The organism is Roseobacter fucihabitans (genome assembly GCF_014337925.2).
Lineage (GTDB): Bacteria > Pseudomonadota > Alphaproteobacteria > Rhodobacterales > Rhodobacteraceae > Roseobacter > Roseobacter fucihabitans.
The window spans coordinates 1,585,809-1,599,608 of record NZ_CP143423.1 but is presented as its reverse complement, the minus strand read 5'-3'; the positions used below and the strand labels follow the sequence as shown (position 1 = coordinate 1,599,608).

General features: G+C 55.2%; 8 protein-coding genes. 3 read left to right on the top strand and 5 right to left on the bottom strand.

From position 1 onward, the window contains the following. Positions 1–170: 170 nt before the first annotated feature. Positions 171–1,595: a DUF2235 domain-containing protein gene (locus ROLI_RS07835; RefSeq protein WP_187430867.1), complete on the bottom strand. Its 1,425-nt coding sequence runs from the start codon at positions 1,593–1,595 to the stop codon at positions 171–173. A gap of 179 nt (positions 1,596–1,774) precedes the next feature. Here ROLI_RS07835 and ROLI_RS07830 point away from each other — a divergent pair, with 179 nt between their 5' ends. Beyond that, entirely contained in the window at positions 1,775–4,525 is a 2,751-nt protein-coding gene (locus ROLI_RS07830) for a methyl-accepting chemotaxis protein (RefSeq protein WP_262386561.1), read from the top strand. 913 nt (positions 4,526–5,438) lie between these two features. On the opposite strand, the gene ROLI_RS07825 is transcribed toward ROLI_RS07830, so the two are convergent. From ROLI_RS07825 to ROLI_RS07815, 3 genes are read right to left on the bottom strand one after another with little or no spacing between them, the layout of a single operon-like run. Further along, positions 5,439–6,488 carry a substrate-binding domain-containing protein gene (locus tag ROLI_RS07825; protein WP_187430868.1) on the bottom strand — a complete coding sequence of 350 codons (1,050 nt, stop codon included), beginning with the start codon at positions 6,486–6,488 and terminating at the stop codon, positions 5,439–5,441. 26 nt (positions 6,489–6,514) lie between these two features. Beyond that, positions 6,515–7,537 carry an ABC transporter permease gene (locus ROLI_RS07820; RefSeq protein ID WP_187430869.1) on the bottom strand — a complete coding sequence of 341 codons (1,023 nt, stop codon included), beginning with the start codon at positions 7,535–7,537 and terminating at the stop codon, positions 6,515–6,517. Further along, on the bottom strand, positions 7,524–9,053 hold the full coding sequence (locus tag ROLI_RS07815; RefSeq protein WP_187430870.1) for a sugar ABC transporter ATP-binding protein: 1,530 nt from the start codon (positions 9,051–9,053) through the stop codon (positions 7,524–7,526). The genes ROLI_RS07820 and ROLI_RS07815 overlap by 14 nt, the downstream gene beginning before the upstream one ends. Before the next feature lie 135 nt (positions 9,054–9,188). Here ROLI_RS07815 and ROLI_RS07810 point away from each other — a divergent pair, with 135 nt between their 5' ends. Beyond that, entirely contained in the window at positions 9,189–10,223 is a 1,035-nt protein-coding gene (locus ROLI_RS07810) for a LacI family DNA-binding transcriptional regulator (protein WP_187430871.1), read from the top strand. Positions 10,224–11,475: 1,252 nt separating this feature from the next. On the opposite strand, the gene pobA is transcribed toward ROLI_RS07810, so the two are convergent. Then, on the bottom strand, positions 11,476–12,645 hold the full coding sequence (pobA, locus tag ROLI_RS07805) for a 4-hydroxybenzoate 3-monooxygenase (protein WP_338469250.1): 1,170 nt from the start codon (positions 12,643–12,645) through the stop codon (positions 11,476–11,478). Between the two features lie 87 nt (positions 12,646–12,732). Here pobA and pcaQ point away from each other — a divergent pair, with 87 nt between their 5' ends. Continuing rightward, complete coding sequence (gene pcaQ, locus ROLI_RS07800) at positions 12,733–13,662, top strand: pca operon transcription factor PcaQ (RefSeq protein ID WP_187429763.1); 930 nt, start codon at positions 12,733–12,735, stop codon at positions 13,660–13,662. Positions 13,663–13,800: the final 138 nt, after the last annotated feature.

Below are 13,800 nucleotides of genomic sequence, written 5' to 3'. Positions count from 1 at the left end.
ATATGGGCGTGGTGTGGAACCAAGGCGGTGCCTCTCATTGACCGTCCTGGTCGTGATGCGATGAGCGCAATTATCCAACCGTCCGTGACCCTGCGTCGCTTCCCTCCAAGACCTGAGGACACCTGCGCAAAACGGGCATCGACACGCCCCGAGGCACCCTTTTTGAAAGCTCACTCATAAAACTGTTTCATCTCCGGGTGGGCCTTCAGTTGGGCAGGCCTATAAGGTTTCATCTCACCAGAGTGCGACACCGCTTCAGCATTCAGCCGCGTCAAGACGGAGGGATGCAGCGGAAACCCGGCATCAACAATACGCGGTTTCACCGGCCATTTTTTCGTAAACCGCCAGAAACGAAAGACAAAGGTCTCCGCATGTTGCATTCCCATCGGATCCGGGCTCACGTGAAGCATCTGTTCATTGATCTGCACCTGCGGTACGCAATCGCGCAGCTCTTCAACCATCCAGCCCAGAGCAATATCACTAAGCCGCGATTCCGGTTCGGGATAACTGCCACCGACATCGCTGTGACAACCGGAAAACCACATCTGTTTGAGCCATGCAGGCTTGCGCCCTGTGGTCTTTCTGGCCTCGGAAGCCATGCCCCATTTGACCCGTGGGAAGTCGCGGCGGTTTTCGTCGATTGCAAGCGCGTGGCGGGCAAATTGAACGTCCGAATCCAGCCATTTATCGTAATTCCTTCGGTTCCAGACCGCGTGATGGCCATGTCTCCAGATACCCGCCCAATCGCGCAATCTCGTTACCTTCAACGGTCGCTCCGGGTCAGGCGAAAAATACTTGAATTGAGACCACCGCAGCTTTGCATAATGATACAGGATCAACGCCAAAGCCGCACCAAGGACCCCGACACCCCCCCAATGCAGCCCCGCCAGGATCACACCAATCAGCGCCAGGACCAATACCACAATTCCGCTCAGCGCAGCCGCGAGGACGATCCCATTTCCAAGAGCTGCAACTGTGTCGAAAACGCCGATGAAATGGGGTTGCACGTTGCCTTGGACATCCTCAGCCGCACCCGGTATGAAACTGGCGTATTTACGGCGGAACCTGCGCCCCAACTCTTCACGCCGGCTGAAATAAGGCTCCTGCCCGCGCGAAAACCCATTTCCGTGATTATACACGAAATTCACGGCATCGCTGGCGATCTTGCGCAACCTGTCTCCGTGGCGTGGCACGGGCGTCCCATCCGGCATCGCGGTCGGGATACCACAGAGGTTCATGACATTTGCAACCGCCCGGACGGTATAAGCGCCGCGCGAAAACCCAAACAGCAACACCCGGTCTCCCGGCTCGTAATAGGAAATGATCTTCTCATAGCAATCGATAACGTTTTCATCGATCCCCGTGCCAAGGGCTGCGGAAACCGCGTCGCGCAATCGTTTGAGACTTGATCTCCCGGATTCCCCCGTGCCCAAACCCGGATCATAAAAACAGACCTGTTCAAAAGGGCTGATGGGTGATGTTGGCCCCGGTCGCATCGCACGATACATTTTATAGATGTTCGAAAGACGCTGATCCGGGCGCATGCCGCCAAGCTGCCCCGTACCATCCGAAAAAATAAGAATGTTTTTTGGCATAACAGCCCCATGAAATTCAGTTAGGGATGAATATTGACGCTCAGGCCCTAAGGGTCAAATGAACAATGGCGTTTGGGTCAAGCTGTGAGACACGCAAAGCTGGTGTAGGGGCGGAAACGGCATGTTTGGCGATCCGATAGGGTCCGATCCCTCGTTTTCTCTGTGACTACGTCACGGTCATGCGCCTGGTCGTAGCTTTGCGCATTTTAATGAATGTCACGGGCGGCCTTCATCCGGATTCAGAAAATGATAATATTTTCCGTCTAATGCCCGTGACTAACAAGGTTGCAGCGACAATGGAAATGACCGCGGCGGGCATTTCTGGAAGTCCTGTGACATCTCTGGTTTTTAAAAGGAAGCTCTTGATGCCAAAGTCAATCAGCGCCATTCGAATTGGCGTAAAGCTCCCGGCGGTCATGACACTTTTGGTCGCCCTGACGATCATCACACTTACGATCACCAACGTTGCTTCTAAAAAAAATACCGTCAACGCAAGTGCCAATGAAAAGCTGGAGGGCATTGCTCAGTTGAAGTCGAAACGAGTAATATCATTGCTGGAAGGCATTGAACGTGAAATCTACATACGCGCCAATGCACCATCAACCAGTCAGGCGTTGATTGCACTTGCAGATGGCTATAACGCACTCGAGAACCCCGAAGAAGTGTTGCGCCGCGTCTACATTACCGAAAGCGAATTTCCTCTGGGTGAAAAAAACCAACTGGTCAAAGCGGATACCGGATCCAGTTACGGATTTATTCACGCCGTTTACCATCCTTCCTTCGAGGCGCTGCGCCAACAAATGGGCTACTATGATGTGTTTCTTTTCGATACGGAGGGAAATCTGGTCTACAGCGTCTTCAAGGAAAACGATTTTGCAACCAACATCCTGACGGGCAAATGGAGTGAATCTGGCCTGGGCGAGGCTTTCCGGGGTGCTATAAACCTCACACCTGATGATCCCCCAGCTTTCATTGACTTTGCGCCCTATGCACCCAGTTTCATGGCCCCCGCAGCCTTCATTTCCCGGCCCGTTTTTAATGAACAGGGCACATTGCTCGGGGTACTGGCCTATCAAATGCCGATTGAGCATTTAAACCACGCCGCGAATGACCTGGAAGGCCTTGGAGAAACGGCGGATGGCTATCTTGTGGGGCTTGACGGTATCATGAGAACTGATACCCGCCGCTCCGAGGTCAACGACATCCTGGAGACATCTGTTGATCTTGACGTCATCACCCATGGGCTTGCCGGGCAGAAAGAAGGCAGCTTTGACGTTATTTCGCACACAGGAGAAGATGTTCTTGGTTATCAAATCCCTTTGGAGTTTCTCGGCGCGCGCTGGGTTTATGTGCTTCATCAAGATAACGCTGAACTCTTTGCTGGTCTTCAGCGGGCTCTGAAGATTGCGATCATTGTTTCAGTTGCGATCTTTGCAATCGCGCTTTTCATCTCGATCTTATTGTCCCGCAGCATTACCCGCCCGCTGCAAACATTGACGAACGCAGTGAACGAAGTGGCAAATGGCGCGACCGAAGCCCAAGTGCCTGAAACCGAGCGCCAGGATGAAATCGGTGAACTTGCCCGCGCGGCCGAGGTGTTCAGGCAGAATGCATTGCGTATCGAAAAAATGAATGAAGAACAGAAAGCAGCGACTGAAAAGATGACGGAATTGAACGCCGAGCGGGAGAAATCCGCTCAGCGCGAAATCGAAATGGCCAGAGAAAAGGAAGAAGCCGACCAGATTGCGGCCCAAGAGCGCGCGGAAATGATGCGCAACCTGGGAAGCTCCTTCGGCGAGGTCGTAAACGACGCGATTGCCGGTAAGTTTTCAAGCCGCGTTGCATCCGATTTCGCGGATGAAACTTTGATCGAGCTGGCGCAGAACATCAACATGCTGATGGAGGCCGTAGATGACGGGCTGTCTCAGACCGGCGCACTTTTGGCACGCGTCGCAAAAGGTGATCTGACGGAGCGGATGGAAGGCAATTTTCAAGGTTCCTTTGCCGACCTTCAGGGCAACGTAAATGAGATGCTCGACTCGCTCACCACTTTGATCGGAGAAATTTCGGAAAGTGGTGCCACCCTGTCGGGATCGTCTGGTGAATTGCAGCAAACGGCGGATTCGCTTTCGCGCCAAGCGGAACAAAATGCTGCCTCTGTCGAAGAAACCTCTGCAGCCCTTGAGGAGTTGTCGGCCAGCATCAAGCAGGTCAGCGCCAATATTGCCGGGGTGAGCACAAGCGCTAAAGAGGCTCGAAAAACAGCGTCAGACAGCGAGATCATCGCTGCTGAGGCCGCGATGTCAATGGATCGTATTGCAGATGGTTCGAAAGAAATATCCCGCGTTATCGGTGTAATCAACGACATCTCCTTCCAAATCAATCTGCTGGCGTTGAACGCAGGTGTTGAAGCTGCGCGCGCTGGCGACGCGGGACGCGGCTTCTCGGTCGTGGCCTCTGAGGTGCGCCAATTAGCACAAAGAGCGAGCAACGCAGCAAAGGAAATCGCCGAAGTTATCACGCAAAGCGATACAGCCGTGGCGGAGGGCGTCACAAATGTTGCGAGTGCAAAGGACTCTCTGGAAAACATTGCAAAGACCGTCGTGAACATTTCAGAAAGCGTCGACTCAGTGACAACCGCCATTTCAGAACAATCCGCAGGGATCAGCGAAATTACTTCGGCGGTCACTCAGATCGACAGCAATACTCAAAAACAAGCGGCTGCGTTCGAGGAAGTCACTGCGTCAAGCCACGTACTTGCAAAAGAAGCTCAAGATCTGCGCAAAGCGACGTCGCGTTTTCAGATCCAGGAAGAAAAAAATGTGGTACAAATCAAAAAACCAGAACCGGCGAAACAACAATCCGCTATCCGAGCCATCCCCGAAAAAGCCGTCGGTGCCGATGCATATACTGGGTGGAATGAGTTTTAGACGTTGGAAATTCTGATAAAGACAAATTTGATAAGGCCGAATGGGTAAAATGAAAACCCCAATTTTATATTATATATAAGACGGACGTAACAAACGAATATCGGCACTTCCGACCTCAGGTTTCGGATAAGCGACCTATCGCTCAATGTTGAAGTCATCATTGGACCAAGTCCATTCTTGTGAACTAAAGCGAATTAGTTTCGATGTGATCTGACACCGTCCTCTTTTCAGCAAGCTAAAATGTGGACGGTGCGGCTCTTCGAAGAGATAATGATTTGAGCTCAAAACGCGCCCGCAAGCAATCCAAAACCACAAACTTCCTCAATCATTTAATCTTCCATTTTGGGTGCTTGATGTAGAAATTAGCGGTTAAGCGGATCGTGCATGGTCACAGGCTCGAAAAATCCGCGAAATTAAACTCCCGATATACCTCACTGCCATTGATCTGGTCGAAGTTGCATGTGCTATCAATTCACGACGCCGTGTAGGCGCCGGTTTCGGGCTTGTTTAGGTTCGGTCACGCCGAAGTCCTGAGTTTGCGCCAGCCCGCCCTTCTCAGGTTCATCCTTGCGACAATTGCGCGATGTTTGAAGCGGAAAAATACCGGTGCCTGCTCGTGGCTAGACTAACGACCGGATCTCATTTGTTTTGCTCTGCATTCCCAGTTGCGCAGGTTCAATCAGCACCACATCTGCACACCCCGCTTTAGCTCTGGTTTCAAAACAGCCCGTATTTCAGCAAATTACCCTCACCTCGCAAGTGCTGGAACGACTTGTTTATGATCACAAAGACTAGAGGTTGCGCCCACTCCAAATAGGTGCCGGATGGCGCGCCTTCATTGTTTTCATGCATCGCGCGCGCGGAACAACTCAACCTGAAGCGGCGAACCAAAAAATGGTCCGCCGCCCCAAAGCTATTTACCCCATATCTCAGAATAGGCTGCACGATAGGGGCTATCAGGATCAAAGGAGTTGCTATCGCCGAGTTTGGCCAAGCCCTCCGTCGTCACCAGAGCCGGCGACGTAATGTAACCCGAACAAGGCTCCTCCTGAATGGCACGATTCAATTCATCCACCAGCTGCCAGCCTTGCAGGTTCAGCGGTTCGGCAACAGTGATGGTTTGATATTGCCCACTTCTAATCCGTTGAAATGCCGCCTCTGATCCATCCCCTGCCGAACCCGCTTTCGGCGCGCCATCACCGGGGATACCAGCGGCTGCAAGTGCCGGTCCCATGAAGTCGAAATAGAGATCGTTGATCGCCAATGCATGCGTCCAGCTTGCCCCATGTTTCTGCAACAAACTGGTCGTCAATGGGCCCATCCGCGTGGATGTATCCGCAATTGGTGTGTCGACATATTCCAGAACCGTACCGCCCATCGCCTCGATGGTTTCCTTGATACGATCTGCCTTGTCGATGGCAATCTGATAGGTAGAATCGGTGAATATCACGGCACCAACGTCTTCGCCTGCGTCCTCAATCGCCCATTTTGCCGCAACTTCGGACACGGTCATCGCATCCGTGGAGACATTGGCAAAGATACCTCCGGGGGCATCACAGCCGATTTTCGGACCGGAATGCCATGCCACCATGGGGATGTTTGCCGCGACCACCCCTTCCAGGGCGGCCTGTTGTTCCACCGCATCAAAGCCGTTTATGACGATACCGTCAGGTTGCAAAGCCATCGCCTGCCCGATCGCCGCGGTGCGACCCTGTACCGAACCGGCCCCGTCAAGGACCCGGATATCCCAGCCGATGACATCGGCAGCTTCTTCGACACCGTTTGTGACGCCAAGAACGCCACCGTTTTTCAGATCTGCGGCAAGCACCACAATCGTTTTACCTTCGGCGGCTTTCGGCCCCGACGTGGGTCCGTCAAAGGCCGTCTCTGCAAGCGATGGCACGGCAAAGCTTGCGATCAGAGTGCTGGCCAATAAGGTCCTTATAACTGTTCGTCTCTTCATGTTTTCCTCCCGGTTTCATGGTTGTTTCAGCGCTTGTTTGCACCCTTACGACGCTGTGCATAGCCTGCAATGCCGATCGCGATCAGCAATGTGACGCCGTTGAACAGCGGCTCGACCCAGAATGAGCCGCCAAACTGCTGGATGCCGGATATTCCGACGGCTAAAATGGCAACACCAACGATTGTGCCCCAGACATTCACGCGCCCTGGCTTGATCGTCGTTGACCCCAGAAACGCGCCCACCAGCGCGGGCAGCAGAAATTCAAGCCCCACTGAGGCCTGCCCAATACGCAATTTCGCCGCCAGCAACACGCCCGCCAGTGCCGTAAGTGTGCCAGAAGCCACGAAAGCGGCGATGACATATTTGCGTGTCGGGATGCCGTTGAGTTGGGCGGCGCGCTGATTGGCCCCGATGGCGTAAAGATATCGCCCCACCGGCGTATATTCGAGCACGATCCACATCACGATGGTGATCGCGATCAGGTAATATCCGGTGATCGGCAGGCCAAAAACAAACGTGGTGTTCAGCGCGTAGAACCCATCTGGCAAGACGCCAACCATTTGCCGCCCGCCGGTGTGCCAAAGCGCGAGCGCATAGAGCACCGTGCCCGTCCCAAGTGTCGCGATGAAACTATCGATCTTAGCAACCTCAACCAGCAGGCCGTTGAGAAAACCAGCAACAGCGCCGAGCACGAGAACGACCGCCACCGCAATCGGCCAGGGAAGGCCCATCATCGTTTGCAGACTGATGGCGAGGATGTGCCACAGCACGATGCCGTATCCGACAGTCAGATCAATGCGCCCGGCAGCCATTGGGATCATCGCCCCCAGCGAGAGGAGCGCAATGATCGCCTTGTCCGATACGATGGCGCGCAGGTTCAGCATGGTCGGAAAGGTGTTGGGCAACAGGATCGAAAACAGCACGATCAACAGAACCGTCAGGATGACGAGGCCATAGGTTGGCAGCAATCTCAGGAGTTTTCTGCTGCGGCTGAGGCCCTGCAATTCGGCGCGTGTTGGCTCCAAAGCACCGGATTCAAGTGACTGCATGTGCATGCTCCTTTTGCGGGGCGATGTTGCCGGCGGAGGCCGATTGAATGAGGTTTTCCGTCGATAACCGCGTGCCTGTCAGCTCCTCAACCAGCTTGCCCTGGCTAAAAACAATGGCCCGGTGGCAAATGGTTGCGATCTCTTCGAAATCGGTGGAGACCACCAGAATACCCACCCCCTGCTCCAATGCACGATTGAGCAGCGCATAGATTTCCGATTTCGCGCCAACATCCACCCCCGCCGTCGGGTCCTCGCAGATCAACAGCTTGCGCCCCGTCGCCAACCAGCGCCCGATCACGACCTTTTGTTGATTGCCCCCGGAAAGCGCCTCAATGGCGAGGCTAGGATCATTTGGCGACAACCCCAGATCGGCACCGATTTGTGCCGCCCTTTTCGCTTCCTTGCCGGACGACAAAAGATTCAAAATCCCACGCCCGATCGCGGCAGGGTTGAGGAATGTATTCTCCCGGATGGTCAGGTTCATGGCCACGGACTCTTCGGTGCGATCGCGTGCGATCAACCCAATGCCCGCATCCAAGGCGGATTGTGATGACCCAAGGTCCGGCGTTTCGTTCAGAAGGGTGATCGAGCCGGTGTGTTTCGCCAGCCCAAACAGCGCGCGTGATATGACCTCGTGACCCGCGCCGCGCAAACCAACAAGCCCGACGATTTCATTGCGCCGCAGCGTGATGCTCATCGGACCGACCTCCCCGACGCTCACATCCTGAAGCCGTAAAATGGGGTCTTCAGGGGCAGTTTGCGATTTGATCGTGGCGCGGGTTTTGCGCCCAACGATTTTTTGCACCAACTCCTCGGGGGTCGTGTGTTCGATACGGCGCACGCCAACCATCACCCCATCACGCAAGACCGCAACACGGTCGGCAATCTGGAAAATTTCATCAAGGCGGTGGCTGACATAGATCATCCCGACACCGCGCGCGCGCAACGGGCGCAACGCCTTGAACAGGCGCTCAACCTCGTCGGCTGGCAGCGAAGCGGTCGGCTCATCGAGCACCAGAAACTCGCTGTCAACGGCAAGCGCACGCGCAATGGCGACAAGTGACTTTTCGGTCCGTGTGAGGTCCTCAACGCGGGTCGTGGGATCAAAATCGCAATCGACTTTTGCGAGCGCGGCAACGGCGAACTCCTCCACGTCACGCCAAAGGATCAGCCCCCCACGTCTCGAATATCCCAACGCCAAAGCAATGTTTTCCGCCACCGTCATCCACTCGATCAAGCCGAGGTCCTGATGGATAAACGCGACCTTCTGGCGTTCGCCAAAACCCGCAGGCCGGTGTTGATAGGTCAAACCATCGATCAACATCCGTCCGCTGTCGGGCTGATAAATGCCGCCCAACACCTTGATCAGAGTGGATTTACCGGCACCGTTCTCGCCCAAAAGCGCGACGATCTCACCGCGCCCCACCGATAGGGAGACGTCTTTCAGTGCATAGGTCCCGCCAAAATGCTTGTCGATCCCGTCAAAAAACAAACCCATATGCAGCTTTTCAGTCATGCGTGCCCCCAAACGCGATACCGACGTCCGGGCAAGATCGAAGGAAGTTGAGTTACCCGTAACGTTGTGCCATGCTCGCCGCCAAAGGCCGAACGTGTCAAGCACAAAGTTACCGGTAACGTAGGTTGTCACCGAATGGACGAAAAGCAAGGTAAGACCAGCAAGATTAACCTGTCCGAAGTTGCCAGGGCGGCGGGTGTGTCCAAGATGACCGCCAGCCGCGTGCTGCGCGGGGATGGCGGGTATTCCAAAAAGACCGAAGCCAAAGTCATGGCCAAGGCCGACCAGCTCGGCTATCTGCCCAACCGGCTGGCGAGCGTTTTTGCGGGGGATCAGAACTCGACGTTCGTCGGGGTATCCATTCCGGATCTGGGGAATGAGGTTTTTGCCCAGGTGCTCGAAGGCATCGATCGCAAGCTGGGCTCATTTGGGCATCAAACCGTTCTGGGCCTGACGCAACACGCGGCTCAGGAAGAAGAGAACTGGATACGGACCGTATTGTCCTGGCAACCCGCCGGGTTGATCCTGACGGGCCGATCCCATTCGCCCCGTTCCCATGATATGTTGCGCAATGCGGGCATCCCTGTTGTGGAAATCTGGGATTTGAACTCCAGCCCGCTCGATATGAGCGTCGGGATCAACCATTTTGATTGCGGCTTTGACGTCGGGCGGTTCTTGATCGGTCGCGGGTATCGCGCCCTCGGGTTTGTCGGCACCTCGCATGACACCGCAAACGCGGCCAGCGCAAGGCTCGATGGGTTTACCAAGGCGGTGCAGGATGGTGGCGGCAGGGTCATGAAGCAGCTTTGCCTGCATGACACGGCCAGTTATTACCCTGGATTTTATGGAACCGAACAACTGCTGGCCTCGGACGGTGCGGTAGAATGCATATTTTATCAAAACGATTCAATGGCTTTCGGGGGGCTGCAATATTGTGAGCAAAAAGGGTTGGATGTTCCAGGCGATATGGGCATCGCGGGATGGGGCGATTTGGCCATCGCCTCGGTTCTAAAGAAACGGATGACCTCCGTGCATGTGTCGCATCTGAAGCTTGGACAGGCCGCGGCGGAAATGATGATCGCGCGCCTTTCTGGCGAGCCGGTCGCCGCCTGCCGCGACATTGGCTTTCATCTCATCCCCGGCGCAACGGTGCGCCCCGTTGTCTTGTGATATAACACGGCGCGACCCGCAGAATTCATAATCCGCCTTAGTAAGCCGGGATATAAATTTGCTGCTGTGCTACAATAGCATGTCCGACCTGGCGGTGGTCAGACCACCTCAGCCTTAAAGCGGTTTGCGTTTAATCTGAATTGATTTGTGTTTCCCAAAGGAGTCTTTGTCTGCTTCATTTTCAGTGTGGAGGTGGATGATGGGCAAACCTCTTTCTTTAGATCTTCGGCACCGGATTTGCGGGTATGTTGCTGCTGGGATCTTTTGTCGTGCAGCAGGGCGTATTTTTGGTGTCAGTGCGGCAACGGGGGTGCGTTATGCTGCGGACAAACGAGAGCGGCGCGACGTCACGCCCAGACCACAGGGCAGGCCGGTGGGCCGATTTGGCCAGCTGGCACCGTATAAGGATTTCTTAATCGGGGTTATCCGTGCCGAACCAGACATAACATTGCATGAACTATCCGGCGCGCTGGAAGACACGTCTGGCGTATCTGTTCACCTCTCATCAATTCACCGCGCCTTGGTACGCGCCGGGTTCTTATATGAAAAAAGGACTTATCGCACGGGAACGTAATCGGCCTGCCCTGCGCAGGGCAAGGCGGGGGTGGATCAACCACCGCCAGCCGCGCATGCGCCAGGAGCCACACAGACTGGTCTTTATTGCTTCTGGGGACATTGCTGCGCAATACCCTGACGGCCAGTGGATGAGACAGCCGTAAAAACCAATGTCACGCGGCTGTGCGGACGGGCACCTATAGGCGAGCGCCTCCTTGGCACCGCGCCCTTTGGAAAACGGGGTACGCAGACTTTCATCGCCGGGCTGCGCTGATCGCGCCGTGGGTGATCACGGGTGCACTGGACGGGCGCGCCTTCGACACCTGCGTTGGAACCCGGAACGGTAGCCATTCTCTCCTCTCCTTAATTGCTTTGCAATCAACTGCCGGGCAAGGGGCAATCTTTCCACCCACAAAAGCCCCCGCGCAGCGCAGGCGTTAAGAAAGCGCGTGCTGGTTCCTGTTCTTGCCGCCCTACTCCCGCGACCTCAACCCCACCTCTCGGGACATTGCTGCACAATACCCTGACGGCCAATGATCGAGATGGCTTTCTCAAAGCCCATCTGAGACCGATCGGGCTAAAAACGTTCGATGCACTCTTCCAGGCCCTCGGCGACATTTGTGATCTGTTTGATCCAAGCGAATGCCGGAACCTCCTCAAAGCTGCCGGATATGCCGCAGATTAAATGCAAAATGTTTTAGTAGGGCAATCCGACGTAATTGCTGGCCAAAATTGCCTGCGCATTCTTATCCTCGGACAGGTAGTCGATTTCCGCGCGCTGCATACGCAGGTCGAACGCCGATTGATCCGGAAAGCGGTGCAGCAGGCTCGTCATCCACCAACTGAACCGTTCCGCTTTCCACACCCTGGCCAATGCGCGTGCCGAGTAGCCATCAATACCGCTTGTATCCTTGTCGGCATAATATCTGATCAAACCCTCAGACAGGTAATGCACGTCGCTGGCCGCCGTGTTCAACCCTTTGGCACCTGTGGGCGGCACGATATGAGCCGCATCGCCGCACAGAAAAAGCCGCCCCCAACGCATCGGTTCGCTCACGAAGGAGCGCAGCCGCGCGATGGATTTCTCCACCGACGGCCCCGTGATCAAACGCTCTGCATGTTGCTCAGGGATACGCCGCTTAAGAGCCTCCCAAAAGGCGTCATCACTCCAGTCCTGCACGCTGTCAGACAGATCGCACTGGATGTAATAGCGGCTGAGGTGTCTGTTGCGCATCGAGCAGAGCGCAAAGCCACGCTCCGAACTGGCGTAGATAATCTCATCATGGACCGGCGGGGTTTCTGCCAGAATGCCCAGCCAGCCAAAGGGGTAAACCTTCTCGTATTCACGTCGCGCAGATCTGGGAATGGTCTGCCTACTGACCCCGTGAAAACCATCGCATCCGGCCACGAAATCACACTCCAGCCGATGCGTTGTGCCCTTACTGACATAGCTCACAAAGGGGGTCTCGGTGTCGACGTCACAGATCTGCACATGGTCGGCGTTGAAAATCAATTTCCCATTCACGACCTCGCGCGCAGCATATAGATCGCGCGTGACCTCGGTTTGCCCGTAAACGAGCACATGCTTGCCTGTGTGCGCTTCAAAGTCGATGTTGATCTGCCGCTCGCCATAGGAAATCACCGTCCCCTTATGCACAAGCCCCTCTTGCAGCATGCGGGCACCAGCACCCGCACGTTGCATTTGATCCACCAGCCCGGTTTCCAGAACGCCAGCGCGTATTCTGCCCAGCACATAATCCTTGGATTTGCGCTCGATCACGACCGTATCAATCCCGCGGCGATGCAGCAGTTGACTGAGCAATAACCCTGACGGGCCGCCCCCGATGATCGCCACTTGTGTCCTCATGAAACTCTCCCTGGCGCAGCTTGAATTTCACAAATGGATAAGTAAAATGAGTTTTTGGCCCTGTTACTTTCGCAAATTGGAAATAATGTGATCGACCGTCGGATCAAATTTCGCCACATCCAGTGTTTTGTCGAGATCGCCAGAGAGCGCAGTCTGAAAGCAGCCGCCGCCCGGCTCTGTTTGACGCAACCCGCAATTTCCAAGACGCTCAAGGAGTTGGAGGAGATTCTGGGCACCAGATTGATGCATCGCAGCCGGTCCGGCGTGCACATGACAAAGCAGGGCGATCTGTTTGTGCATTTCGCGCAAATGTCACTGGCCAGCCTGCAACAAGGGCTCGACGGGCTCGAACACCAGGCGAGTGCCGGACAAGAGCGGCTCTCCATTGGCCTGTGGCCCAGTGTTGCCGCGTGGTTCATGCCAGCGGTGGCCGTGGAGTTTGCCGGGCTGGCGCCGGATGCGGTGTTGAGCATTATTGATGGCCCACACCGGTTCCTGATCGACGGGCTGCGCCATGGTGATCTGGATCTGGTGATCGGTCAGTTGGGACAACCCGATACACTGCAAAATATTTCATTTACCCAGCTTTATCATGAGCGCGTGACCTGCGTGGTACGCCCTGAGCATCCGGCTCTGGCGACGCCCGATGTTTCGCAACTGGAAAACTGGCGCGTGGTTTACCCACCCAAAGGTGCTGCTATTTATCCCTTGGTCGAGCGCATGATGATCGGATTTGGCATCGGGCACCTGCGCAACCGCATCGAAGCGGTATCGGCAGATTTCGGGCTGGCCTATACGCTTCAAACGGATGCGATCTGGATCACGTCGCGCGGCGTCGTCGGGCATCACATTGCCGAAGGAAGGCTGATCGAACTGCCCTTTGATACCACCATCACCCAAGGCCCCGTGGGGCTAATGACCCCTCCTGATCAGACCGCCTCGCCCCTGCTCCAGGTGTTCAAAATCGCCGTACAGAATGTTCTTGGGCGCAACCTGCATCACATGGAACACCCCTGAACATCGGCTAAAACGCGCTTTTTGAGGGGCAAGATGATCGCTCAATGGGGTGCAACGACGTTGAAACGCGTCACGTCGGAATTTTTCCCAGCCTTCCAAGGCAGGCCAAAACCAGTTTTGCAATTTCCGTCCAATTAG